This is a genomic window from Chthoniobacterales bacterium (genome assembly GCA_018883245.1).
GTDB lineage: Bacteria > Verrucomicrobiota > Verrucomicrobiia > Chthoniobacterales > JACTMZ01 > JACTMZ01.
Window position 1 is genome coordinate 1 of the sequence record VEQL01000004.1, and the last position, 25,418, is coordinate 25,418.

Annotated in this window: 26 protein-coding genes; 6 read left to right on the forward strand and 20 right to left on the reverse strand. The window is 60.7% G+C overall.

Annotated features, from left to right (window positions below; genetic code table 11):
- The 11 genes from FGM15_02170 to FGM15_02220 all read right to left on the reverse strand — a co-directional run.
- On the reverse strand, nt 1-146 hold a 146-nt coding region (locus FGM15_02170; GenBank protein MBU3664673.1), incomplete at its 3' end, for a damage-inducible protein J.
- A gap of 151 nt (nt 147-297) precedes the next feature.
- The gene (locus FGM15_02175; protein MBU3664674.1) at nt 298-558 is read right to left on the reverse strand and encodes a DUF4160 domain-containing protein; all 261 of its coding nucleotides are present in this window, start codon (nt 556-558) and stop codon (nt 298-300) included.
- Nucleotides 551-811 carry a DUF2442 domain-containing protein gene (locus FGM15_02180; GenBank protein MBU3664675.1) on the reverse strand — a complete coding sequence of 87 codons (261 nt, stop codon included), beginning with the start codon at nt 809-811 and terminating at the stop codon, nt 551-553. Before FGM15_02180 ends, FGM15_02175 begins: the two co-directional genes overlap by 8 nt.
- A 374-nt stretch (nt 812-1,185) precedes the next feature.
- Nucleotides 1,186-1,698, reverse strand: a complete 513-nt coding sequence (locus FGM15_02185) for a hypothetical protein (GenBank protein ID MBU3664676.1) — start codon at nt 1,696-1,698, stop codon at nt 1,186-1,188.
- 107 nt (nt 1,699-1,805) lie between these two features.
- Nucleotides 1,806-2,225, reverse strand: a complete 420-nt coding sequence (locus tag FGM15_02190; GenBank protein ID MBU3664677.1) for a type II toxin-antitoxin system VapC family toxin — start codon at nt 2,223-2,225, stop codon at nt 1,806-1,808.
- Nucleotides 2,222-2,599: a type II toxin-antitoxin system Phd/YefM family antitoxin gene (locus tag FGM15_02195; GenBank protein MBU3664678.1), complete on the reverse strand. Its 378-nt coding sequence runs from the start codon at nt 2,597-2,599 to the stop codon at nt 2,222-2,224. Before FGM15_02195 ends, FGM15_02190 begins: the two co-directional genes overlap by 4 nt.
- A gap of 58 nt (nt 2,600-2,657) precedes the next feature.
- A complete protein-coding gene (locus FGM15_02200) occupies nt 2,658-3,218 on the reverse strand; it encodes a pseudouridine synthase (protein ID MBU3664679.1) in 561 nt (186 codons plus the stop codon).
- A 122-nt stretch (nt 3,219-3,340) separates the two neighbouring features.
- The gene (locus FGM15_02205; GenBank protein ID MBU3664680.1) at nt 3,341-4,630 is read right to left on the reverse strand and encodes a 2-oxo acid dehydrogenase subunit E2; all 1,290 of its coding nucleotides are present in this window, start codon (nt 4,628-4,630) and stop codon (nt 3,341-3,343) included.
- 74 nt (nt 4,631-4,704) lie between these two features.
- A complete protein-coding gene (locus FGM15_02210) occupies nt 4,705-5,679 on the reverse strand; it encodes an alpha-ketoacid dehydrogenase subunit beta (protein MBU3664681.1) in 975 nt (324 codons plus the stop codon).
- Between the two features lie 42 nt (nt 5,680-5,721).
- Complete coding sequence (locus FGM15_02215) at nt 5,722-6,705, reverse strand: pyruvate dehydrogenase (acetyl-transferring) E1 component subunit alpha (protein MBU3664682.1); 984 nt, start codon at nt 6,703-6,705, stop codon at nt 5,722-5,724.
- 135 nt (nt 6,706-6,840) lie between these two features.
- Nucleotides 6,841-7,092: a hypothetical protein gene (locus tag FGM15_02220; protein ID MBU3664683.1), complete on the reverse strand. Its 252-nt coding sequence runs from the start codon at nt 7,090-7,092 to the stop codon at nt 6,841-6,843.
- Between the two features lie 52 nt (nt 7,093-7,144).
- On the opposite strand from FGM15_02220, the gene FGM15_02225 reads away from it, so the two are divergent.
- Together FGM15_02225 and mnmG are read left to right on the forward strand one after the other, a co-directional pair.
- The gene (locus FGM15_02225) at nt 7,145-7,570 is read left to right on the forward strand and encodes a cytidine deaminase (protein MBU3664684.1); all 426 of its coding nucleotides are present in this window, start codon (nt 7,145-7,147) and stop codon (nt 7,568-7,570) included.
- Nucleotides 7,571-7,594: 24 nt separating this feature from the next.
- Nucleotides 7,595-9,490: a tRNA uridine-5-carboxymethylaminomethyl(34) synthesis enzyme MnmG gene (gene mnmG, locus FGM15_02230; GenBank protein ID MBU3664685.1), complete on the forward strand. Its 1,896-nt coding sequence runs from the start codon at nt 7,595-7,597 to the stop codon at nt 9,488-9,490.
- A gap of 125 nt (nt 9,491-9,615) precedes the next feature.
- Here mnmG and FGM15_02235 read toward each other — a convergent pair whose 3' ends face one another.
- Genes FGM15_02235 through FGM15_02255 form a run of 5 tightly spaced genes read right to left on the reverse strand, consistent with a single transcriptional unit; the run spans nt 9,616 to nt 15,807 of the window.
- A complete protein-coding gene (locus tag FGM15_02235; protein MBU3664686.1) occupies nt 9,616-11,196 on the reverse strand; it encodes an Rne/Rng family ribonuclease in 1,581 nt (526 codons plus the stop codon).
- A gap of 28 nt (nt 11,197-11,224) precedes the next feature.
- Nucleotides 11,225-13,375: a penicillin-binding protein 2 gene (mrdA, locus tag FGM15_02240; GenBank protein MBU3664687.1), complete on the reverse strand. Its 2,151-nt coding sequence runs from the start codon at nt 13,373-13,375 to the stop codon at nt 11,225-11,227.
- A complete protein-coding gene (locus FGM15_02245; protein MBU3664688.1) occupies nt 13,372-13,914 on the reverse strand; it encodes a hypothetical protein in 543 nt (180 codons plus the stop codon). The genes mrdA and FGM15_02245 overlap by 4 nt, the downstream gene beginning before the upstream one ends.
- On the reverse strand, nt 13,911-14,717 hold the full coding sequence (gene mreC, locus FGM15_02250) for a rod shape-determining protein MreC (protein MBU3664689.1): 807 nt from the start codon (nt 14,715-14,717) through the stop codon (nt 13,911-13,913). The genes FGM15_02245 and mreC overlap by 4 nt, the downstream gene beginning before the upstream one ends.
- Before the next feature lie 43 nt (nt 14,718-14,760).
- On the reverse strand, nt 14,761-15,807 hold the full coding sequence (locus tag FGM15_02255) for a rod shape-determining protein (GenBank protein MBU3664690.1): 1,047 nt from the start codon (nt 15,805-15,807) through the stop codon (nt 14,761-14,763).
- A 167-nt stretch (nt 15,808-15,974) separates the two neighbouring features.
- Between FGM15_02255 and FGM15_02260 the strand changes: the two genes are divergently transcribed.
- From FGM15_02260 to FGM15_02275, 4 genes are read left to right on the forward strand one after another with little or no spacing between them, the layout of a single operon-like run.
- Nucleotides 15,975-17,021, forward strand: coding sequence for a uroporphyrinogen decarboxylase (locus tag FGM15_02260; GenBank protein MBU3664691.1), 1,047 nt, complete (start codon nt 15,975-15,977; stop codon nt 17,019-17,021).
- Nucleotides 17,002-18,363: an oxygen-independent coproporphyrinogen III oxidase gene (gene hemN, locus FGM15_02265; GenBank protein ID MBU3664692.1), complete on the forward strand. Its 1,362-nt coding sequence runs from the start codon at nt 17,002-17,004 to the stop codon at nt 18,361-18,363. The genes FGM15_02260 and hemN overlap by 20 nt, the downstream gene beginning before the upstream one ends.
- A gap of 2 nt (nt 18,364-18,365) precedes the next feature.
- Nucleotides 18,366-19,733, forward strand: coding sequence for a protoporphyrinogen oxidase (gene hemG / locus FGM15_02270; protein ID MBU3664693.1), 1,368 nt, complete (start codon nt 18,366-18,368; stop codon nt 19,731-19,733).
- On the forward strand, nt 19,730-20,752 hold the full coding sequence (locus FGM15_02275; protein MBU3664694.1) for a ferrochelatase: 1,023 nt from the start codon (nt 19,730-19,732) through the stop codon (nt 20,750-20,752). Before hemG ends, FGM15_02275 begins: the two co-directional genes overlap by 4 nt.
- Here the strand turns inward: FGM15_02275 and FGM15_02280 are convergent.
- From FGM15_02280 to FGM15_02295, 4 genes are read right to left on the reverse strand one after another with little or no spacing between them, the layout of a single operon-like run.
- Nucleotides 20,739-22,058 (reverse strand): DUF4340 domain-containing protein, encoded by a 1,320-nt coding sequence (locus FGM15_02280; GenBank protein MBU3664695.1) that lies wholly within the window; start codon nt 22,056-22,058, stop codon nt 20,739-20,741. The two genes, FGM15_02275 and FGM15_02280, sit on opposite strands and share 14 nt — an antisense overlap.
- A gap of 30 nt (nt 22,059-22,088) precedes the next feature.
- A complete protein-coding gene (locus FGM15_02285; GenBank protein ID MBU3664696.1) occupies nt 22,089-23,567 on the reverse strand; it encodes a hypothetical protein in 1,479 nt (492 codons plus the stop codon).
- Between the two features lies 1 nt (nt 23,568).
- Entirely contained in the window at nt 23,569-24,321 is a 753-nt protein-coding gene (locus FGM15_02290; protein MBU3664697.1) for an ABC transporter permease, read from the reverse strand.
- Nucleotides 24,322-24,326: 5 nt separating this feature from the next.
- On the reverse strand, nt 24,327-25,265 hold the full coding sequence (locus FGM15_02295) for an ATP-binding cassette domain-containing protein (GenBank protein MBU3664698.1): 939 nt from the start codon (nt 25,263-25,265) through the stop codon (nt 24,327-24,329).
- Nucleotides 25,266-25,418 lie beyond the last annotated feature (153 nt).

Below are 25,418 nucleotides of genomic sequence, written 5' to 3' on the forward strand. Positions count from 1 at the left end.
GGCACGCCGTTGCGGAGTTCGATCTGGGCCAGCAGCATGTTGAAGGCATCACCGGGCTTGAGGCCCAAGCGATCGAGAATCTTCTCGGCTTTCCGAAGGCGGCGCGCCGGCACCCTTGTGCGGAACAGTATGTTCTCTGAGGCCATGCTCAAATATGCTCACAATTGCTCGGAAATGTCAAGAGATGAGGCGGCTGTCAGCCGCGCATGGAGCGGAGAGCGGGGATTGCGCTTTGGCAATACGTCGGCATCGGAACGCTATAAGCGTATCGCGGCGAGTCATTTTTGCGCTCAGTAGTCATTCGAGCGGCTCGATCGATTTGAGAGGTAACTCCTCGCGACTGCGATGCCATGTTTCGATAAGTTCCTCAAGGTGTAATCGCCTCCATTCGTTGACCAACTGCAAGGCCTTCGGCGGAAGATGTCCCTCGTGAATGCGACCAGTATGAATTTCAATCAAGGCTTCATGCCCGCCGTAAATCGCATGAAAGTGTTCCTGAGGGTGCTCGCGGTAGTAGAACCGGATGACGATTCCGTAAAACCGGCTGACCTCAAGCATGGACCGGTTGTCGGGCGTTCAGCTCAACAACCTCAAGGTAAGCGGCATCCGGGCAAATCTCTATATCTTCGCTCCAAGCGATCTGCCCATGATCACCGATATGCACACCGGCAAAAACCTGCGGATCCGCAAGAGGCGCAAAGACCCCGCGACCAACAGAGCAGGACATATCGATCACACCCTCCAAACCGTCTGAAAAGACCACCGAGATCTTGCCGCCAGGCAGCGACGATACTCGAACAGGGCGTTTCATGCGTCCAAAATACCATTGCAAAACATGTGGTCAAGCGGAGCGGAGAAGTTCACCCGGCACATCGGCCCAACGAACTTCGCGCGCGACGACGCGCAACTCCTCCGCAGTGAGTCGCTGACCACCCATGGCCAGAATCCACTCGTCGGTTTCCTCAACAGAAGCTGTGGCCGGATCCAAAACAGGCACTTAGGCAGATGCCGTTCTCTCAGTTGGCAAAGTATTCGGCGATGATGCCCTCATTGTATGCAGGCAAGCTGCCGCCCTTGGTCGCGGCGGAGGGCTCCGCAGGACCAGGCTTAATCAAGTTGTGGGCTTCCGACATTTCGTGCTGAGCACTTTTCCGCGTCGGGTCGGAAAAGCGTGAAAATCTCTCCCTAAAGTTTCAAAAAGCGCATGATCCAAGGCAGAACTTTTTGTCCCTTATCGAGCCAGTATTCGAGGCGCTCGATACGCTCCGCGGGTGTTTGCCGCTCGGGAGCGGGAAGGTCGATCATCATCGTCTTCATGCGCTCGATGCGTTCCTGTGCGGTTTGCATTCGGGGTAGGAGTTCGTCTTCGATGAACGAGGTGGCGAATCGGCTGAGTTCGCCGCTCGCCACATAGTAATCCTTGCGTGCGCCCGGTTGGTAGGTCACCCGAACGGCACCGAATTCGCGCAGCAATTTGAGCCCTTGACTGGCGGCGCCGAGGCTGATTCCCAGCCGGGCCATGATGTCATCCATCGCCAAGGGTGTGCTGGCGACGAAGAGGAGCCCGTAGATTTCCCCGACTGATTTCGGCCAGCCCAACAGCCGGAGGAGATTGATGAACATTTCGATCGACTCCACCTCGAGCAGCGTCAGATCGGATCGCTTGCGCTTTGGCGGGGCTGCTTCAAGAACTGGCATCAGAAGCAGTGATGATAACCGCTGCTTCGGAGGCTTCAATAAAAAATGAAATCCGTAGAGAAATGCAAATCACGGCTATCGATTAGGAAAATACCCGCATTGGTCTATTACTGGGATATAAATCCTTCGGCGATGGCGGCGGATCGCAGACGTTGATCGGCGGTGAGAAAAGAAAACGTCTCCGGTTGCTCGCGACAAAAGATGAGTGCGGCGGCTAGCTGGAAAGCATCGGCTGCACGAAGAGGGTGGACGCGCAGCAGGCGGATCGCCCGACTGCGGACTTCGCGCGTGGGGGCGACCTCGATCCAATGCGTCGTCAGTTTTTCCATATGCTGACGCGCTCTGGATTCGTCTATTGATGTCATCTCGTGCTCACGCAAGCGGCGACTGAGCGAAGACTCCACCTCTGCCAAACTTCCGAACCACACAATCATATCGGGATCATCCAAAAGCTGCTGCTCACGCCTGGCGGAGTCAGCCTCAGGCACCAGCAGGGGTATGATGGCGGAGGAATCCCAAAACTTCATCGGTCTTCGCTGCGCTCCTCCAAGATGGCCTGAGTGAGAGCTGCATTGCACTCGGCTTTGGGCAACTCGAGGAAGGATTTTACATCGAGTTTGCCATGCTTCCGCGGCGGATAGACGAGGCCTTCGGCAACAAGAGAGCGCACATGTTCATCCATAAGTTCCTGTTCAATCGGATAGACCACGGCTACCGGTTTGCGGTGGTCCGTGATGACCAGCGGTTCGCCGGCGATGACCAATTTGAGCCGGGCAGACAGATTATTTTTAAGGTCAGAAACGCTGGCGGTTTTCATATGGCCAGAATAGCCAGATGTTGGTTTTGAGCAAGCGGTGGATGGATTTCCAGTCGGCGCAACCCACTTTCGGAGGCGATCCATCTATGGCTGTCCAATGGCACAAATTCAGCGGCTTCGGGTCAAAGGCCTGTGCTGGAAGTCATGCAAAGACTGCGTTGCGTTCGTCGATGTCCAGTTCCCGCCATTGGCCGGGGGCAAGACTTGCGGGAAGTTTGAAACGACCTATACGGACACGAACCAATCGCAATGTGGGAAAACCGGCGGCGGCGGTCATTTTTCGCACCTGCCGATTGCGGCCTTCGGTGAGCTCAAGTTCGATCCACGATGTGGGGACATTCTTGCGGAAGCGTATCGGAGGAATACGCGGGGGAAGATCCGGAGCGATCGTTGTCGCTTTGGCGGGCAGCGTCCGTTGTCCCTCTATAACAACCCCTGAACGCAGAATCTGAAGCGCCGGCTCGTTGATTGTTCCCTCTACTTGCGCCCAATAGGTTCGCGGGTGCGCGTGCCGTGGATCAAGCAGCCGCGTGTTCAATCCGGGCTCATCGGTGAGAAGCAGCAAACCCTCGCTGTCACGGTCAAGGCGGCCGAGCGGATAAACGCCTCTGGGGAAACCGAATTCGGCGAGCGTGCGTTGTCCGGGGTGATCGGGCGTGAATTGCGAGAGCACGCCGTGGGGTTTATTTAGTGCTAAAAGCACAGTTGGCAGTGTTGGCTAACGCCTGTCTCGAAAACCCGGCTCAGTGTTCAGTTTTACCTAAGGGCTACCTTCGGTTCAGCGAAAGAGCCCGAAACATCCGAACTGTGCACGAAAGCCAAACGTCAGAGGAGCAGCAGCGCAGGTTTCTCGACAAGGCGGCGGAGGGTGTTCATGTAGTCCGCCGCAACGGCACCGTCTATGACACGGTGATCGCCACTGGCGGAGATGACGAGACGGTGACCGGCGACAACTTGTTCGTGTTCATCGATGACCGGTTGTTTGGTGATCGCCCCTACCCCGAGGATGAACGCCTGCGGCGGATTGATGATCGGCATGAAATCGTCGATGCCGAAACCACCCAAGCTGGAAAGGGTAATGGTTCCGCCCTGGTATTCCTCGGGCTTGAGTTTTTTGCCGCGCGCCTTGGCGGCGAGTTCCTTCATGGCCGCGCTGATTTCGCGCAAAGAAAGCGTGTTGGCTTTGCGGATCACCGGGGTGATGAGGCCGTCATCAACGGCCACGGCGACGGCGAGGTTCACATCGGCGTATTCGATGATGACATCGCCATCGTAGGCGGCGTTGATCTTCGGCACGGCGGCGGCTGCACGGGCGGCAGCGAGCAAGATGAAGTCGTTGACGGTGAGTTTTTGTCCGCCCTCTTTTTCCGCCATGACGTTGAGTTCCGCGCGCAAGGCCATAAGCGGTCCGCCATCCATCGCAACGCTCAGGTAAAAGTGCGGAATCTGAGTTTTGCTGGCGAGGAGGCGCTCGGCGATCGTCTTGCGCATCCCGGTGAGCGCGATCGTCTTTTCCTCTCCGGCGATTCCGCGGGCGGCGCGGATCGTGGGCGCGGCGGAACAAGCAGCAACTCCCCTCGTCCCGCCTGCGGGTGCATTTTCCACATCGCGTTTGACGATGCGCCCGGCCGGACCCGTTCCGGAAATCACGGTCAAATCGACACCGCGGGCAGCGGCGATTTTGCGGGCGAGCGGAGAAGCTTTGACACGGCCGGATGTTTTGGCCGATGCGGATTTGGCCGCACTTCCAAGCGGTCCGTGCAGCCGCGGTGCCGGCGCTTTGACCGGATGGTCGACCGGCTTGTGTGCGTTGGCATCCGCTTTGGCCTTTTCCGCCGGCGCGGCTTCCAACTTTTTCTGTGCGCTCTCGGCTGTTTCGCCGGCACCGAGAATCAGCGCGATGCGGTCTCCGACTTTGATGATCGCGCCTTCATCGACATAAATCTCGGTGATTGTGCCGTCATCGAAGGCCTCCATCTCCATGGTGGCTTTGTCGGTTTCTACCTCGGCCAGGATGTCGCCGACATCGACCTTGTCACCTTTCTTTTTGCGCCACTTGACGAGGGTTCCCTCGAGCATCGTGTCGCTGAGTTTGGGCATGGTGACAACAGGCATGGCGGGAAGGTGAAAAGTTAAAAGTGGAAGGTGAAGCTTTGAAAAGACATGGGCGCGACGCCCGCGCCGACTGGTTATGAGATGGCTAAAACTTTTTGAATGATGCGATCGACGGTCGGCAGCTGAAGTGCCTCGACAGGCGGGCTGTAGATCGCGGGAGCGTCGAGCGAGCAGACGCGTTGGACGGGAGCGTCGAGATCGTCGAAGGCTTTTTCCTGGATCAACGTGGCGATTTGCGAGGATACGCCGCAGAAGGGCTTGTTTTCGTCCACGAGCACGGCGCGGTGCGTTTTGCGCACGCTGTCGAGGATGGTTTCCTCGTCGAGAGGACGGATCGACCGGAGATCAATGACCTCGGCGGAAATATCGAACTCCTCGGCGAGACGGTGCGCGGCGTTGAGTGCGGTGATGACGGCACGTCCGTGTCCGATAAGCGAAACGTCGGCGCCCTCGCGCTTGATGTCCGCCACGCCGAGAGGAATGAGATATTCTTCCTCCGGAACCTCGCCTTGGTCGCCGTAGAGCAGCGTGTTCTCCATGAAGCAAACAGGGTCGTTGTCGCGGATGGCGGTTTTCATCAGCCCTTTCGCGTCATAAGGCGTAGCGGGGCAGACGACTTTGAGTCCGGGTGTATTGGCGAGGAAATTTTCCGGCGTGTGCGAATGCGTGGCGCCGACATTGGTGCCTCCGTTGGCGGGCCCGCGGATGACGAGCGGAAGATTGATGAGGCCGCCGGACATGTAGCGCACGCAGCCGGCGTTGTTGATGATCTGGTCGAATGCCACGTAGGCGAAGCTCCAGAACATGAGTTCCATCACGGGGCGCATGCCCATCATGGCCGCCCCCACCCCGAGGCCGATGAAGCCTGCCTCGCTGATCGGTGTGTCCACCACGCGCTTGCTGCCGAATTTTTTCCAAAGGCCCTCGGTGATCTTGTAGGCGCCGTTGTATTCGGCCACTTCCTCGCCCATGATGACGACGTTTTCGTCGCGGGTGAGTTCCTCGGAGAGGGCGTCGTTGAGGGCTTGGCGGTAGGTGATGACAGGCATCGCGGGAAAATTACAAGTAAGAAGGATTAAGTCGGGGCGGGGCTAGTCGTTGAAGAAATGCCGCCCGGTGCGGCCGGCCTCCGTGCCCATGTCGACCTCGTGGTAGATGTCGGTGAAAATGTCCTCGAGTTCGGGGAACGGGCTGTCTTCGGCAAAAGCCACGGAGGCGGCGGCTTCGGCCTTGGCCTCGTTGTCGATTTTTTCGATCAGCGCATCATCGGCGACACCTTCATCCTTGAGCCGCTTTTCCCAGAGCATGATCGGGTCATGGTTCTGCTTGTAGAATTCGATTTCTTCGGCCTTGCGGTAAACCTTGGCATTGGCGTCGGCTACCGAGTGTCCGTAGTAGCGGTAGGTATCGATCTCGAGAATGCTCGGCCGGCACTTTTCGCGAGCGCGCTCCATGGCGTCGAACGTCTTGGCCCGCACTTCGTAAAGATTCTCCCCGTTGACGATGTCCCAATCCATGGCGTAGGCCTCGGCGCGTTCAGCGAGGCAGGCTTTGATCGCGGAGGAACGCGCGAGGCTGGTGCCCATCGAATACTGGTTGTTCTCTATGACATAGACCACCGGGATATTCCAGAGCGCGGCGAGGTTGAGAGACTCGTGGAAGACGCCCTGGTTGACCGCGCCATCGCCGAGATAGGTGAGGCAGCAACCCTTGAGTCCCTTGTATTTGAGCGCGTAGGCGATACCCAAGCCGAGCGGGGTTTGCCCGGCAACGATGCCGTGACCGCCCCAATAGTTTTTGTCCGGCGCGAAAAAGTGCATCGAGCCGCCCTTGCCTTTCGAGCAACCGGTGGCCTTGCCGAGCAATTCGGCCATGCACTCGTTCATCGACATACCGACGACCAAGGCATGCCCGTGGTCGCGGTAAGCGGTGATGGCGTGATCGTTCGGTCCGAGGAGCGAACAGGTGCCCACGGCAACAGATTCCTGGCCGATATACAGGTGGAGGAAACCACCCATCTTTCCCTGCTGGTAGAGTTTGAGAGAGGCCTGCTCGAACCGGCGGATGCGCAGCATGTCACGAAGGAAGCCGAGTTTCTGCTCCAGCGTAAGGCCGGCATTAATCGAGGCCTTGGCATAGTCGACCGGATTGTCTCCGGTCTTGGGCTTGTCAGCTTGGGCTACGCTCACTTGAAAAGTCGGTGTTGCTGGTTACGGCTTGACGTCATTTGCAGGGGCAAGACTTGCACCCGCACGAGTCCCAAAAATGTGGAGGAATCCGGCAACTTTGGCAACGCGAAACGAAACGGAAGACGCGGGGAAATAGCGCTTTCCTATCGAGGAGAAACGGCGTTGAAAGTTCTTGAGCGTGGCCGAGGCGCGCTGATTTTTCGTCTTGAGGAATGCGATGAATTCTTCGCTGATTTTTTGGGCATCCGTAGGTAGAGTGACAGGGTGTTTCACTGCTGATGAATTTCGGAAATTTCCTGGCGGATCTGGAGGGCGAGATGGCTCCATGAGCACAAATGACAAAAAACGCATGCAAACATCTGACCAAGAACTAGTTGCGAAAGCTATCAGCGCTTCGAAAGCCGCTTATGCCCCCTACTCCGGATTTCAAGTCGGCGCGGTGCTTGTGGGAAGCGATGGCCACATTTTCACCGGGTGCAATGTGGAGAATATCAGCTATGGATTGACGATCTGTGCCGAGCGAAACGCGGTCTTCGCAGCGGTGGCGGATGGTTGCCGGGACTTCTCCAAGATTGTGGTGGTGGCGGACACCGACGAACCGATTTCGCCCTGCGGGGCCTGCCGTCAAGTGCTGGCCGAATTCAATCCCGATTTGGAAATCGTGCTGGCGAACTTCAAGGGCAGGATTGAGCGCTTTCGTTTATCCGCGCTGCTCCCCCGCCCTTCCAAAGGCATATTGGGACATGCTTAACGTTCCACGTGGAACACCAACTCTATGGCGAGCATTTATGAATACCCCGATGTCTTCGACGTGTTGGTCTTGGGTGCTGGCCATGCGGGTGTCGAGGCGGGCTTGGCTGCCGCGCGCTTGGGGGCAAAGACCGGCATACTAACCCAGAATCTTGATACGATCGGGCAGATGTCGTGCAATCCGGCCATTGGCGGTCTGGCCAAAGGCCACATGGTCCGCGAGATCGATGCCTTGGGGGGTGTGATGGCTCAAAATACGGATGCCACGGGCATCCAGTTCCGCATGCTCAACGCGAGGAAGGGTCCGAGCGTCCAAGCGCCCAGGGCGCAGTGCGACAAGAAGGCATACCAGTTTCGCTTGAAGTGGGTCCTTGAACACTCCCCCAACCTGCATCTGCTCCAAGGCAATGCGGTGCGAATCCTCGTCGAGGACGACTGCGTGACCGGGGTCGAAACGAACCTCGGCCTCCGCTATCGCGCCAAGACAGTGGTTGTGACTACCGGGACATTCATGCGCGGGCTGCTCCATGTGGGACTCCAGCAAACGACGGGCGGGCGCATGGGCGATGCAGTTTCGACGCTGAGCGACTCCTTGCGCGAGATCGGCTTGGCCACGGAACGGTTCAAGACTGGAACACCTTGCCGTATCCTCGGGCGGACCATCGATTTTTCCAAATGTCAGCGTCAAGATGGCGACGAGCCGCCGCCGACATTCGGTTTTTATCCCGAAGAGTTGGGCGATGAACCGGGCAATCCTTTCACATTGAACCGTTGGAAGGACGGGATGTTCCATGTGGAACAATTGCCATGCTGGATCACTTACACCAACGAGCGAACGCATGACCTGATCCGCACCAACCTCGACAAATCACCAATGTATGCGGGCATCATCGAGGGTGTTGGGCCGCGGTATTGTCCGTCGATCGAGGACAAGGTCGTGCGGTTCGCCGACAAAGAGCGGCACCAACTTTTCTTGGAACCGGAAGGTCGGCAAACCGGCGAATACTATGTCAACGGCGTTTCCACGAGCCTGCCTTTCGAGGTCCAGTTGGCGTTCATACGCTCCGTTCCGGGGCTGGAAAACGCCCACATTCTGCGCGCCGGCTATGCGGTGGAGTATGACTATTGTCCGCCGACCCAGCTTCAGCGAACGCTCGAAACCAAGGCGGTTGGGGGGCTCTATTTGGCAGGACAAATCAACGGCACATCGGGCTATGAGGAAGCTGCGGCCCAAGGTTTGGTGGCGGGGGCAAATGCCGCGCTGAAATTGGACGGCAAAGCGCCGTTCCACGTGGAACGCTCCGAGGGCTACATCGGGGTTTTGATCGATGATTTGGTCACGCGCGGCACCCAAGAGCCTTATCGGATGTTCACGAGTCGGGCCGAGTTCCGTCTCCTGCTTAGGCAGGACAATGCGGACCTTCGTCTCGCTGGAAAGGCGAGGGGAGCGGGCCTTATTTCGGCGGATCGGTATGCAAAGACCGAGGACAAGGCCAACGCGGTTGAAAATTTGAAAAACAAATTACAAGTTCTTCGCCACGAAGATATTACAATTTTCCAATGGATACGACGTCCGGAAAATTTCGTATCCGCCTTACCCGAAGATCTGCGCGCTCTGGCGCCGGAGAATATTTGGACACTTGTCGAAACGGACCTCAAATATGAAGGGTATATCCGTCGCGAACTGGATTCTGTCGCGCGGCAGAAAAGGCAGGAGGAACAGGCGTTGCCGTCCGATTTGGACTATGCGTCCATTCCCGGGCTGCGCAACGAATCGCGGCAAAAATTTGCCGAACTTCGTCCGGCGACGCTCGGCCAAGCATCGCGCATCAGTGGCGTGACTCCGGCGGACATCGCGCTGTTGTCCGTCTGGCTGCGCAAGCAGCGGGGAGGGGAGGCAGCAACACGCTTGATGGCGTAGAAAAGGATGGGGTGAAGCGGGGCGGCGGCGGCTTGACTACCGCGCGCCCCTGATTATTTTCTCCGGCGACGGATTCACGCGCCACCCACGATCACCGCAGCGGTGACCGATGGCACATTGGCCGGTTACATCTTGAACAACTCAGTGCCGCTGGTCGCATCGGTGATGACGAATTTCTCGCGGTGCATGGCCGGTTCGGGCTTGAACGAGAGCCGTCCGCCGTAGCGTCGCTCGATATCGACGAGCAGCTCCTCGTCCTCGGTGCGCAGGCGGTTGAGGAGGTCGGGGTTCACGATGACCTTGATCTCGTGGATCGAGTCGATGTGCTTGCGCATCACGGCGTGCAGAGCACGCTGGAGCTCCACGCTCATGGTCATGGTGTTCTTGATCAGGCCGCGACCCTCGCAATAAGGGCAGGGGTCGAACTGCGACATGCGCATGCTTTCGGCCGCGCGCTGGCGGGTCATTTCCATGAGCCCGAGTTGCGAGATGGGAAGCACGTGGGTGCGCGCCTTGTCGCGCTTGAGGCGTTGCTTCATCCGCTGGTAAACGGCCTGCTGGTCCTTGCGCGATTTCATGTCGATAAAGTCGGCGACGATGAGTCCGCCGATATTGCGCAGGCGCATCTGGCGCGCGATCTCGTCCGCCGCCTCGAGGTTGGTCTGAAGGATGGTTCTCTCGACGTCCTTGCCGCCTTTGTTGCGGCCGGTGTTGACGTCCACGGAAATCAGGGCCTCGGTTTCGTCAATGACGATGTAGCCGCCGCAAGGCAGCCAGACTTGGCGGTGGAACGCTTTCTCGATCTGCTTGTTGACGCCGTATTTGTCGAAGATGTGCTGTTCTTCCTGGTAAAACTGGATGCGCTTTTTCGAGCGCGGGGAAACTTGGGCCACCAGTTCCTGCATGCGCTCGACGGACGGAAGGTCATCACAAACGACGGCGTCCACTTCCTCGGTGAGAAAATCGCGCACGGTGCGCTCGACAAGATCGGGTTCCTCGAAGAGTTGGTAGGGGGAGCGCTGAGACTCCATGTTTTTCTCGATCTCCTGCCATTGTTCGAGAAGCAGATGCAGGTCGCGGACGAAGAAGCGCGAACGCTGGCCGGCGCCGACCGTGCGGATGATCACACCCATCCCGTCGGGTATTTCCAGCTCGTTGAGGATTTTGCGCAGCCGCTCGCGTTCTTTCGGATCGTCGATCTTGCGCGAGATGCCGCACTGCGGGCTGAAGGGCATGAGGACGAGATAGCGTCCCGGCATGCTGATGTTGGTGGTGATCCGCGGTCCCTTGGTGCCGATGGGCCCCTTGCTCACTTGGACCATGATATCGGACCCCGGCGGGTAGATCGTCGGGATGTCCTTCGCCGTGATTTTCTTCGGGATCTTTTTGCCGTTGTTGCGGCGCACTTCCTCGATGCCGCTGTCGAGCGCGGCGGGGATGGCGTCCCAAAAGTGAAGGAACGCGTTTTTCTCGAAGCCGATATCGACGAACATGGCCTTGAGGCCCTGCTCGATATTTTTCACGCGGCCCTTGTAGATGGAGCCGACGATATTGCGGTCGGAGACGCGCTCGACGTTGTATTCCTCGAGTTGTCCGTCTTCGAGCACGGCCACGCGCTTTTCAAGTTTCTCGGCGTTGACGATGAGACGGGCGCCGGCGCCGGATTTCGAGGGCAGCCCGAGGAGTTTTTTGACTTTTTCAATCATGGTGTTGAGAGGTGGGGTGAGTTTGGTTTCAGCGCTGCCGGGATGGTTCGGGTTTCTCTTTTTTCTTACCGCCGCCGAACAGGCGCTGGAAAATGTTGGGTTTCTTCTGCACCGTGCCCTCGGCATCGGCCACGGGGCGGACGGTCGGGGCGGCGGCTGTGGGCGCGCCCTCCGAGGCTGTCATATCCTCGGGCGGAGCGGCCGCGAGAGCCGCGGGGATGGCGCGACCGAAATCCACGCCGGAAACGAACTGGAAGCTGCCCTTGGCCGGCTCGAGGGCGGCGACCTCGAGCGACTCGCCTTCTTCCATCTTGAAAATGTCGGCGAGAATCTTCGAGGCGATGGGCGCGGCGACCCCGCCGCCGGACTGGGCACCCTGGACTATGACGGCCACGGCATAGCGGGGTTTGTCATAAGGCGCGAAGCAGATGAACCACGTGTGGTTGTCTTTGACGCGTCCGCGCCAGAACTGCGCGGTGCCGGTTTTGCCGGCCACTTCGTAATTTTTGATGCGCGCTGCGGGCGCGGTTCCGCCGCCGCGGTTCACCACGTCCCACATGCCGCGTCGCACGATCTCGATATGTTCCGCGTCGATTCCGTTCTCGGCAAGGTTGGCGCGCACTTTAACGGGTTCCTGTCGGATCACAGTGCCGTCGGGTGCCACGATTTTGTCCACCAAGCGGGGGTAGTAGCTGGTTCCGCCGTTGGCGACCGCCGCCGCGATCATGGCCATCTGCAGCGGCGTGGCGAGGACGAAGCCTTGGCCGATCGAGACGTTGGCGGTTTGTCCGCGCGACCAGCGCTCGCGGGGGTAATTCGCCTGCAGCCATTCGGGGCCGGGCAGAATGCCGGCCGATTCGCCGGAGAGGGGAAGTCCCGATTTTTGTCCGAGGCCGAGCATGCTGCCCACGGCGTCTATCTGGTCGATGCCGGCGGCATTGCCATACTGGTAAAAAAACGCGTTGCAGGAAAACTGGATAGCCGGCTCGAGACCGAGCGTCCCGTGGGCCCCGTTCTTGTCCGCGATCCAGCACTTCATGAGCTTGTCGCCGAACTGCACGCCGCCGCTGCAATTGAATCGCCGTTCGCCGACACCAGCGCGCAGCCCGGCCAGTGCGGTGGGTATTTTGAAAGTCGATCCCGGGGCATAGGCGCTGGTGGCGCGGTTCATGAGGGGGTCGGTCGGGTCGTTGGTCAGCTCGTTCCATTCGGGGGCGGAGATCGCGGGAATGAAGGCATTCGGGTCGAACGAAGGCACGCTGGCCATGGCAAGGATGTCGCCGTTGTTCGGGTCCACCACGACCGCCGCGGCGCGTCCGACCGCACGCAGGGCTTTCTCCGTGATGTATTGGATGCGCGCGTCGATGGTGAGCTGGACGGCGTTGCCCTGCACCGGCGGCTCATTGGCGATTTCCCCCTCGATGACACCCTTGGCGTTGCGCTGCAGCACGCGCGAACCGGCGGTGCCTCGCAGATCCGAATCCAGCACCAGCTCCAGCTGCGCTTTGCCCTCGGTGTCGGGCTGGTAGAAGTTGAAGTTTGCGGCCTCTTCCTTGTCGATCTCGTTGGGTGCGCCGACGTAGCCGAGGAAATGCGAACCCAGCGCCCCGTAAACGTATCGGCGCACGGGGCGCACGGTCACGTTGACACCGGGGAGGTCCACGTCGTTCTCGGCGAACTTCGCCATCGTGTCGAAATCGAGGTCTTCCATGTAGGTGTAGGGAACCTCGGTGTTGTTGCGGAAATGCATGCGCAACGCATTGGCGTTGTAATCGCGCGCCAGCCCCAGTTCCGCGAGGCGCGGCATGACCGTGTCATTCACAATCTTGACGATGTCGGGCTCGCTCTTTTCGGTCATCATGCCCGCCACAGTCGTCTGGTAGGTGTGTTTGGGCACGTCGCCGAATCGCGTGCGGTATTCCCGAACCATGTCGGGAAGATAGAACTCGATCGCGTTGCTGGCGCGGTTCTGCGCCAGCGGGACGCCCGCGCGGTCCAGTATTTCCCCGCGCACCGCGGGCAGGCGCACGCTCACCTGCGAGTTGCTGCGGATGCGTGCGGTGTATTCTGCGCCGCGCGCGACCTGCACATACCAGAGTTTCCCGGCGAGCAGGGCAAAGCACGCCGCGGCGACTGCCGCGATCACTGCGATACGAAATTCGTGGGATCGCCTGATCATGGGCTCAAGCGCCCCCCGCGGCGCACGCGACCGGACGCGCCTTCGGGCAAGAGCTGGAAGAAGAAGTAAACCGGCGGCGCGAGAAAAAGCGCGGCCAGGGCGGGGCCGGTGATGTTCCAGAACACGGCGCCATCCAGGAGGAAAGAGCCGCGACGGAGACACACCATGAGGTATTGACCGACCAGCAGAACCAAAGTCACGGCCGCCGATCCGAGACAGTGAACTTCCCACCGGCCCTCGAGGAAAAGGGGGCGAGCTGCGTGCAGAAACGTGCCGGCGACAACATAAAAGAGCATAGACCAGCCAAGCCCGATTTCAACTTGGTCGCCCACGACGTGCAGAACCGAAAGATCGCTCAACAAACCGGTGTAGAGAGCGAAACCCAGCATCGCCGGAAAGGGCATCCAGAGCGCCCCGTAGCAGAAGACCACCGGGACCACGAGCAAACGTGCGCCGGCGAGAAACGGGATCGACGGCAAAAATTCCTGCGCCACCACGGCGGCGTAAACGGCGAGCACAAGGATGATTCCGCGGATCATTTGGTCCCGAGAACCACGAACACGTCTTCCAAGCGGGAGAAATCCACCGCGGGTTCAACCACGGCCTGCCCGTCAAGTTCACGTGTCCGGAATTCTTTGACTGTCCCCAGCAGGATACCCGCGGGGAATACGGCGCCGCTCACGCCGGCCGTGAACACTTTCATGCCCGGCTGGAGATTGGCGTCGCGGTTGAGAAAATTGAGCACGAGTTCGGGTGGCGCGTTGCCCGTGACACGCCGGCCGGTGAGGATGCCCTGCTCGTTGGTTCCTTCGACCCGGGCGGCCACTTTGCAGTTTTCGTCGGTGAGGAGCATGACGATCGAAATGTCTTTGGCCACGGTGGTGGTGCGGCCGACCAAACCCTCGGCGGTAAGGACCGGTTGCGCGGCGTCCACTTTCTCCGCGAACCCGCGGTTGATTTTCAGCGTGCTCCACCAACTCGAGGCGTCGCGCGTGATCACCTGAGCGGGGAGGAGACGGAAGGCCGAGCGCTCGCGGTATTCGAGGGCTGCGCGCAGGCGTTTGTTTTCGCCCTCCAAATCGCCGAGGAGCTGGTTGGACGCCTTGAGCTGGTTGTTCTCACTGGACAGCTGGGCGTTGTCGGCCTCCAACTCGTCGAGGGTCTTGAGGCCCTTGTTGAGCTTGGAGATTTTTTGGGAGACCGCCGATCCCGCTTTCAGCGCGGGAGTCGAAACATCGAGGAAGCGCCCCTGCATCGACTTCATGCATTGCGTCGAGAGGCTGAGAAACACGAGGCCGACGAGGAGCGCCGCTCCCAGGAGGATGAGGTGCGACTTTTTCATCGGTTCTGTTGCGTGTTTCCGCGCGGGAGGCGGAGGGCGCGTCTCAAGAAGCGGTGGTTGTGCGCAGGCTGCTCTGGGCGATGCTGCGGAGAACCTCGATCTCGCTCAGCACCCGGCCCGTTCCTTCGGCCACGGCACTGAGGGGATCGTCGGCGATGTGGACGGGAAGGCCCGTTTCATCGCGCAGCAATTGGTCAAGCCCGCGCAGCAGCGCTCCGCCGCCGGCGAGCACCATGCCGCGATCCACGAGGTCGGACGACAACTCGGGCGGGCAGCGCTCCAGCGTGGTGCGGACCGCATCGACGATGCTGTTGAGCGGCTCGGCGAGAGCCTCGCGCACTTCCTGCGAGGTGAGGGTGATGGTTTTGGGAAGACCGGCCACAAGGTCGCGGCCTTTGACTTCCATGGAAGTTTCCTTCGGCAACTTGATGGCCGAACCGAGTTTGATTTTGATGTCCTCGGCCGTGCGCTCGCCGATGGCCAGGTTGAAGTTGCGCTTGAGGTATTGGACGATGGCTTCGTCCAGCTCGTCGCCCGCCACGCGCACGCTGCGGCTGAAGACGATGCCGGCGAGGGAAATGAGGGCCACTTCCGTCGTGCCGCCGCCTATGTCGATGATCATATTGCCGGCGGCTTCCTGGATGGGCAGGCCGACGCCGATCGCCGCGGCCATGGGTTCTTCGATGAGATAAACTTCGCGCGCACCGGCGTGGGTGGCCGAATCTTTCACCGCGCGTTTCTCCACCTCGGTGATTCCCGAAGGAACGGCGATAACCACGCGGGGCCGGACCATGCGGCGTCCTCCGTGGGCTTTGCTGATCAGGTGCGAGAGCATCGCCTCGGTGATTTCAAAGTCGGCGATCACGCCGTCTTTCAGCGGACGGATGGCCACGATGTTGCCCGGTGTGCGGCCGAGCATGCGCTTGGCTTCGTTGCCGACGGCCAGCACTTTGTTGGTGCCGGCTTGCACGGCGACAACGGACGGTTCGCGCAGGACGATGCCCTGGTCGCGGACGAAGACGAGCGTATTGGCCGTTCCGAGATCGATTCCGATATCGCTCGAAAAAAGTCCGAAAAATTTTCTGAACATGGCAAGTGGTCCAAACCTTGGGAAAAGGCTTGGCTATGAACGACCAATAAACCCGTCCGTGCCCTGCTAGGTCAAGGATATTGGGGCCACCGGCCACCGGTGCAAACTTGAGCCGCGGCCGCATCCCTGCGAACTTGTTCGGCTGCGGCGGTTCCGCCGTATTCTTCATGACAGGTAAAGAACGCTTCCTCGCCGCTTGCCGTTGCGCACCGGTCGATCGTCCCCCGGTTTGGATGATGCGACAGGCCGGCCGCTATTTGCCCGAATACCGGGATCTCAAGAAAAGCTATTCGTTCCTTGAGATGATCCGCTCTCCGGAACTCGCGGCCGAAGTGACAATGCAGCCGCTGAGACGGTTCGCCTTCGATGCAGCGATCATTTTCAGCGACATCCTTGTCGTGCCGGAGGCCTTGGGTCAGCCGTTTTCCTTTGCCGAGGGCAAGGGTGTGCGCATGGAATTCCGCCTGCGCACCCCCGACGACCTCCGGCGCATCTCCCCGGACGGGGCGGCGGAACGGCTCGATTATGTCTACCGGGCTTTGCGGCGGACGCGGGAGGCTCTCGGCCCGGAAACCGCGCTGCTCGGGTTCGGAGGTTCTCCATGGACCTTGGCCGCCTACATGATCGAGGGAGGATCGTCGGAGAACGGCGCCGCGGTCCGTGCCATGGCGGAACGGGGGGATCCGGTGCTCGTCCGTTTGCTGGAAATACTCACCGAAGTTCTGGCCGGATATTTCCGCAGACAGATCGAAGCCGGCGCGGATGCGATCCAGATTTTCGATTCATGGGCACCTTGGTGCGATGGCTACGAGGAGTGGTCCTTGCGCTGGGTGCGCAAAATCGCCGGTCTCTTGCCTCCCCAAGTGCCGTTGATTTTTTTCGCGCGCGGACGCAACCGCGAGGCGGCGGCCCTGGCATCAACCGGCGCCACAGTGCTCTCGCTCGATTGGGAAACGCCGCTCAGCCAAGTCCGCCGCGCGCTCGCGCGCGAGATCGCCCTGCAGGGAAACCTCGACCCCGTCGCGCTCGAAGGCGCACCGCAGGAGGCCGCGGACGCCGCGCGCGCCGTCCTCGAAGACATGGCGCCTTTCCCGGGCCATATCTTCAACCTCGGCCACGGGATCCGTCCGTCCGCCCGCATCGAATCGGTTGCCGCCGTCCTGGAATCGGTGAAGAACTTCCGCAAAGATCACCATGCAGCCTCTGCCCGTTGACCTCGACCTGGTGCGCAAGCACAACCGTCCGGGGCCGCGTTACACGTCCTACCCGACGGCATTGCAGTTCCGCGAAACCCCCGATCCCGCGCGCCTGGTCGATGCGGCGCGCGCCGAAGGCGGCGACCTGTCGCTCTATTTCCATCTGCCCTTTTGCGAGAGCCTCTGCTGGTTCTGCGGATGCAACAAGGTGATCACCACCGACACATCCCGCGCGGACATTTATCTCGACGCACTGGAAAAAGAGATTGCCCTGTTTCCATCGGACGGCTTGCGCGATCGGCCCGTGGTCCAAGTCCATTTCGGCGGCGGCACACCGAATTTCCTGAGCCCCGCGCAGATCGCCCGCCTCGGCAAAATGCTGCAACGTCACTTTGTCATCGCCGATGACGCCGAATGCTCGGTCGAACTCGATCCCCGTCCGCTCACGCGCGGGCACGTGCGGGCCTTCCGCGACATCGGCATGCGCCGCGCATCCTTCGGAATCCAGGATGTGAACGCGCGGGTGCAGAAAGCGGTGCACCGAGTGCAGACATCCGAATGCAACCGCGAGGCCATCGGCTGGTTGCGCGACGAGGGATTCGAATCGGTGAATGTCGATCTCATCTACGGGCTGCCCGGACAAACCCCGGAAACCTACGCCGCGACGCTCGAAGAGGTGCTGTCGTTGGATCCCGACCGTTTCGCGGTTTTCAGCTACGCCCACGTGCCTTGGATAGTGCCGGCTCAGAAGATCCTCGAGCGCGCCGAATTGCCCGGACCCGAAGCCAAACTTTCGATGCTAAAGCTCGTGATCGAAACGCTGACCGGCGCCGGCTACGCGTTCATCGGGATGGATCATTTCGCCAAGCCCGGCGACGAGCTCGTGAGGGCTTTGGAGACGCGAACGCTACAGCGCAATTTCCAAGGCTACAGCACACGCGGGGGCATCGAAATCCGCGGGTTCGGAGTGTCGTCCATTTCACAGACGGCACGCACCTACCGCCAGAACCACAAATCGCTGGATAAATATTATTCCGAACTTGCGGACGGGCGGCTTCCGGTCGAGCGCGGGGTGGAGTTGACCGACGAAGACGTTCTGCGCCGCCACATCATCATGCGTTTGATGTGCGACTTTTCGTTGGACTTCGCGCCAGTCGAGGAACAGTCCGGCACAAACTTCGCGCAGAAGTTCGCCGACAGCCTTGCCCGCCTCGGGGAATTCGCCGATGACGGGCTGGTCGAGATCGGCGAGCGGAACATCCGCGTGACCGAGTCCGGTCGCCTGTTCATCCGCAACATCGCGATGTGCTTCGATGCTTACACCGCGCCGGCCGAAGGACGCCACTCGAAGACGATCTGAAGATGGAAAACGGACAGCGACACGTTCTGGTGATCGGGGCTGGGCTCACCGGTTTGACCGTCGCCGCCGGACTCAAAAAGCGCGGTGCGTCCGTGATCCTGCTCGAATCGAACTCCCGGGCGGGCGGCGCAGTCGAGAGCGGCAGAGAGAACGGCTTTCTCGTCGAGCATGGCCCGAACTCCATGATGGTGAACGACCCGGAAGTTCACAAATTCCTCCGCGATTCCGGACTGGAAAAAGAAATCATCCGGCCCCTTGCAAAAAAAAGATTCATCGTCCGGCGCGGGATCCCCGTGGCGTTGCCGTCCGGCCCTCTCGGCGCGGTGACCACCCCTCTCTTCGGCCTTGCCGGAAAATTTCGCGTCGTGGCCGAGCCCTTCGTTAGGCGCGGACTGACGGACGATGAATCGCTGGCCGACCTCGTCCGCCGGCGTCTCGGGCCGGAAATGCTGCGCTACGCCATCGAACCTTTTGTGGCGGGCATTTTCGCCGGCGATCCGGAAAGACTGTCCTCGCGATACGCGTTCCCGAAGCTTTGGAATCTTGAAAAGACGCACGGATCGTTCATCCGTGGTGCCCTGCGGCTGCGCCGGTCGGGTCCACCGCAAGAAATGATTTCATTCCGCAAAGGCATGGGCGCCTTGCCCGCCCAACTCGCGGAATTTCTCGGGGACGATATCCGCTTCGGTGCTCAAGTGGAAAACGTCCGGCGACAGACCGATGGTGCGTGGAGTGTCGTTTGGAACGATGGGGGCGCCACGCGCGAGATCCGCTGCGGTGAACTTGTCTGCACCGTGCCGGCCTTCGCCGTCCCGCCATTGCCTTGGCCGGAGGAGCTGCGGGCGCAACTCGAATTTCTGCAGGACATCGAATATCCGCCGGTGACCGTCGTCGCCCTGGGTTTCCGCCGCAAGGATGTCGGTCATGCTTTGGACGGCTTCGGCATGCTCGTTCCCTCCGCCGAGAAACGGGGAATTCTCGGGACGATTTTTTCCTCCAGCCTTTTCCCGGAGCGCGCCCCGGAGGATTGCGTGTTGCTCACGACTTTTGTCGGAGGGGCGCGCCAACCGCGCATCGCGGCGACGGGTGATGACGCGCTCGTATGCGATATTTGCAGCGACCTGCGCGATTTGCTGCGCCTGTCCGGAGATCCGGTGTTCCAGAAAATCATCCGCTGGCCCCGTGCGATCCCCCAATACAACCTCGGATACGGCCGATACATTGCCGAGATGGAAAAACTGGAAACCACCCTGCCGGGACTGCATCTTGCCGGCAACTACCGCGGCGGAATCGCGGCGGGACAGTGCATCCGCAACGGTCTGCATCTCGCGGAAACGCTGGCCGCGAAGACAAACACACAGACACCGTGAGAAAAAAAGCCATACTTCTCCTCAATCTCGGTTCGCCCAAATCGACCCGAACATCGGACGTCCGCGCTTACCTGCGCGAATTTCTGTCCGACCCGCGCGTCCTGGACACCAACGCGATCCTGCGCGCCATCGTTCTGAATCTTTTCATCCTCCCGTTCCGCCCGCGCAAAAGCGCGGCGGCTTACGCGTCGATCTGGACCGACAAAGGGTCGCCGCTCATCGTCATGAGCGAACGCCAGCGCGAACTGCTCCAGGCGAAGCTCGACGCCCCCGTGCACTTGGCCATGCGCTACGGCGCGCCATCGGTGCCGGAAGTGATGAAGAAAATCGCGCATGCGGAAACAGAGGAGCTTTTCCTTGTTCCGCTTTATCCCCACTACGCGATGTCGAGCTACGAGACGGCCGTGGTGCAGGCGATGGAGGAAGCGGCGCGCCAGAGGCCGGCGATGAAAGTCGCGTTGCTCCAGCCGTTTTACGACGATCCGGACTACATCGGCGCGCTCGCCGATGCGACCGCGCCCCGGCTGCAGGGGGATTATGACACGCTTGTGTTCAGCTACCATGGAGTGCCCGAGCGGCATCTGCGCAAGAGCGATCCTTCGCACGCCCATTGTCTCACGGTTCCGGATTGCTGCCATTGCGAGCATCCGGCCCATGCCACCTGCTACCGCCACCAGTGCGTGCGGACGATGGAACTTCTGATCGATCGCCTCGGTATTCCGAAAGAGAAAACGGTCCTGGCCTTCCAATCACGCCTCGGGCGCGACCCGTGGCTCACGCCGCAGACGGACATGACCGTCGAAAGGCTCGGGCGCGAAGGCAAAAAAAAGGTTCTTGTGATTTGCCCCTCGTTCGTGACCGACTGCCTGGAGACGATGGAAGAAATCGCCGAAGGCTGCAAGGAGACCTTCGAGGAGGCGGGCGGCAAGCACCTCGAATTGATCCCGTGCCTCAACGACAATCCCCGCTGGATCGAATTCCTTGCGGCGCGCTGCCGCCGCTGGATCAACGGGGGGTAGCAGGCGGACCGAAAAATTCCGCGATTTCACGCCCGAGAGCAGCGGGCACTGTCACGGTATCCTCCGATCCCAGAACACGCGCAAAAACGGAGTCAGCATTCTCCTCGGCGCCGATCTCCACCGCGGCGAGCGGCTCTCCGCCAGCGGCGTCCTCGGCCGTGTTCTCGGAAAGCCATGCGCTGAACACCAGGCGTTGCCGCGGGGCATCCAATCCGGTTCCGGACGCGTTCGGGCGGAAAGCGCCAATCTTCGTGTTGTTGAACAACTCGACAAGCGCTTCGACCTTCGCGGTGTCCACTGCGTTGCCGTCCGAAGTCTTCCATCCGGAGTCAGCGCGACGAACATCCAAGCGACGCCCGTCGGACTCCAGATCGATACGGTCAACGGTGTCCGGGTCCACATAGCCGACCGAACGATCGCGAAGCGCCTCGGGGGAAACATCGAAAATCCCCAGGGCGGATTCATCCACCCCGAGCGCGTTCCCGCGCGGTGCAAAGCGCGCGCCGGCCGAGTTGCCTTCGCCGCGCATGATTTCGATTTCCATCGCTTCCCCGCCGCCGCGCGGCGTCAGGCTTATGACAGCACTGCGTCCGGGGATCATCGCGGACTCCGGCTCGGAAGGCGCGTCGAATTTGGCGATGCGCAAACCGAGCAGGGACTCGAGAAATGCGTCAACGGCCCGGGGGTCGGCGGGAGCCTGCACGGGTTTTTCAATCAACCATTTCCCGCGCTCGCGGCGCAATGACATCTCGCCATCGGTGCGGCGCACGGTGAACTTCTCGATGTCACCGGGAACGAGGTCCGTGAGCCGCGCGTCGCGGAAGCTCTCCACCGGCGCCGTGCAGAGACCGACAATGTCGCCGGGAACGCGCAGCACGGTGCCTTGCCCGGCAACGCGGGCGAATACTTCACCCGGAAGGGCCGTGTCTGAACCGAAATCTATGCGCACTTCCTCCGGGCCACCGCGCAGATTGACCCGCACGCGCGGGGTGGTCAGGCCGCTTTCCGTGAGCACCGCGGGGTCGTCGGTTGCCACGCGGTCACGGACACTCAAGAAACGCAGGGCCGAAAGGATCCTGTCGATATTTTCGGGCGAGGCGCGGTCTGCCACCGGGCTTGCAATTCTCCACCCGGCATCGTCGCGCTCCAACACCACGGTGTCGCTGCTGCGCGCGATTTCCATGGCGGAAATGTCATCGGGAACGAACACAGCCGCGTAGCGCCGCGCCTCTTCCGCGTCACGCGTGGGCAAAACGTGCCGGCGCAGGTAGAACAAGCCCCCGAGCACCGCGAGGGTGAGAAACAAGAGAAAGAGAGTCGCCCGGGGGTTCACGGATCAGCGGCGGCGGCGCCACCAGACAAAGAGACCGGCAAGCAAAGCAACGGAGGGTATGACAACCATCGTGTAGAGCGCGATGCGGCCGGTTTCGATATCGGTCAGGTTGAGATTGAAGGCGCGCACCGACTTGGGCGCAATGCCGACGAGATGGCTGCGATCGGTCATCCAATTCAGCGCAACGAGGAGAAAATCCAGATTGGCCGCGGTGATCGAACCGTCCATGGCGAACGCGAAGTTGCCGGCGGCGACGAGGCGCCCCGAACTCACGTCCACTTTTTCCTCGGCCACACCGCCTTTCTCCGCCATCGCGGCGAGCACCAGGGGCGCCGGCGTGTCGGTGCCATCGTCGAAGGCGACACCTTTGTTTTCGTCGGTGATGTATACGGTCTCCCCCCAGAACGGCTCCGTCGCGATGATCATCGGTTCGACGGTCACACCTTCGACACGCGCGTCGATCTGCAGGGAACAAGTGCCGCCGGGGAACATGGCCTCGGCTCCCGCCAGACGCCGGGTGATCCGGTTTTCCGGTGAAAATTGTCCCGCGACATCCCTCAGGATTCCTGTGGCGAATCCGAGTTGCACGGTCCGCAACACGCGGTCATCACGCGGCGAGATCCCCGCGGTGGCGAGAAAGTCGCGCAACAAGGGCGTCTCGGCATCGGGATCGAGCAGCACCATGAGCCGTCCGTCCTTCTCCCAATATTCCCGCAGCGAAACCATGACATTCTCCGGGGGGTCGTAACGAGCACCGGCGATGACCACCGCCGCCGCGTCGGCGGGCACCGCGCCGCTGACCCCGAGATTGAGCGGCGCAACACGCATGCCTTGGCGCCCGATATATTCCTGGAACAGCGAAAGCTTCGATCCTTCGCCGACCCCGGCTTGCCCTTGGCCTTGCAGGAAATAAATGGTGCGCGGTTCCTTTTCCGCGAGAGAGAGGAGCGCGCCGGTCAACTCCTGCTCGCCCTTGAACGCCTGCACGCGCGGCGGTTCGCCCGACAGTTGGGAAACCAGATCGTAGTCTGCCATATCCGCGGCACTGATCTGCTTCGACCGTCCGCCCATTTCGACGACGATGATGTTTTCCTCGGGACCGAATCCGAATTTGGCCTGGAGTTCCCTGGCCCGCGCCATATTGCGGGTGAAATCGACGTATTCGACGGTCAGTTTGTCCCCCGCGGCGAACTGGTATTCTTTGAGAAGATTGACCACGTCGCCGTAGATCTCGAATCCGGGCGCGGCGACCGTCGGGGAGAAAAAGACATAGATGGTGGCCGGCGAGGGGAGTTGCTTTAGCAGTTCCTTCGTCTGGTCGCTGAGACGATATTTTTGCGCGGGCGACCAGTCGCCCCTCATATAGTAGTTGTATCCGGCGTAGTTCGCCGCACCCAACAGCACGCAAGCCAGCAGGATCTGAACTGCCACGCCGATACGGATGCCGGCGCGGCGGCGCGATGACTCACGGGGATTGTTCATGTCAGTTGCGCCAGCGCCGCGACTGGAAAACGTGGAAGGTGAGGAAGAGCACAAAGGCGGTGAGCGAGAGATAGAACACGAGCGGCCGCGTGTCGAAGAAGCCCCTCGACGCCTCGCTCATGTGCTCGAGCGCGGAGAAGTAACCCGTCATTTCGCGCAGCGCCGGCGTGATGTTGAGGATGAAAAACGTCAGCAACCCGATGAAGAACAGCAGGGTGATGATGCTGAAAGACATGATGGCTGCGATGATCTGGTTGCGGGTGAGCGCCGAGGCAAGGCAACCGACAGACAGGTAGAACATCCCGATGAGCAGCAGCATGGCGTAAGCACCGAGGAAGGGTCCGGCGGCGCCGGCCGCCGAGAGCCGGGTCACGGCGCCGAAAACAAGGAAATAGAGAAGGCTCGGCAGCCAGAGGACGATGTAGAACACCAGCGCGCCGCAGTATTTTGCCATCACGACCTGGCTGTCGCGCACCGGCGCCGTCATGAGCGGCTCGATCGTCCCCATTTTGTATTCCTCGGAAAACAGACGCATGGTGATGAGCGGAAAGATCAGCACGAATCCGAACCAGAAAAACACCGTGTTGAAGAACGCCTCGACCACGGTGACCTCGCTCGGCCCGCGGTTGAGGGCGGCCACGCCGGCATAAAAATTGAAACCGGTCAGCAGGAGGAAGAAGAAAAGGACGACCCACGCCACGGGCGAAAGAAAATAGGCGCGGATCTCGCGGTTGAGCAGGGTGAAAAAGTTCATGGCAATCAGATTTCCCCCGCTTGAGTGATCTCGGCGAAGACGTGCTCGAGATTGATTTGCTCGCGGCCCAACTCGCGCAGCGGCCAGCGGCGGTCGGCGGCAAGTCTCGCCAGGTTTTCGCGCGGGTCCGCCCCTGCGTCGGTGCGAAGGACGCACGCCAGCCAACCGTCCTCGAGCGGTTCGATCTCCGTTTTGCGCACGCCGGGAAGATCCGCCAGGGATTTTTCCAGCTCGTCCGCGCCGGCGCGGATTTCGGCACGCACACCCCCGGCGGTCCGCACGCGGGCGGCGAGGTTTTCCGGCGTGTCGGAGGCGGCGATCCGACCTTTGTTGATGATGAGCACTCGGCTGCAGGTCATCTCCACCTCGGAGAGGATGTGGGTGGAGAGCAAAATGGTGTGACGCTTGCCCAAGTCGCGGATGAGTTGCCGCACTTGCCGGATTTGGTTGGGATCGAGGCCGATCGTCGGTTCGTCGAGAATAAGCAGATCGGGATCATGAAGAAGCGCATCGGCCAAGCCGACGCGCTGGCGGTAGCCCTTGGAAAGCGCGCCGATCAGTTTGTTTTCCACATCGCGCAGACTGCAAAGCTCCTTCACCGCGTTGACGCGCTGGCGGTTCCTGCGCCCGCGCACGCCTTTGAGCGCCGCGCGATATTCGAGATATTCCTGCACGCGCATCTCCGGATACAGGGCGACATTTTCCGGCATGTAGCCCACCCGGGAGCGCACCTCGCGCGACTGGCTGGCCACATCGAACCCCGCGACCGTGGCACGGCCTTCGGTCGCCGGAAGATAACAGGCGAGAATCCGCATGGTCGTGCTTTTGCCGGCACCGTTCGGACCCAGAAAGCCGACGATCTCACCCTTCTTCACCTCGAAGTCGAGATTCTTGATCGCCGTCACACCGGCGTAGGTCTTGGTAAGTCCTTCAACCTTGATCATGGTCGTCCGGCACCGTGCGCGACAGGGCCGAACAGTCATCTTGCCGCGACGGGGCTCCGGTGGCAAGAGGGCCCGACGGGGTGCTGCCAAAAACAAAAAATTGCGCGGCTCGGACGCGGTCCGTGTTGCAACAATCGCGGCGCTGGGCAATCC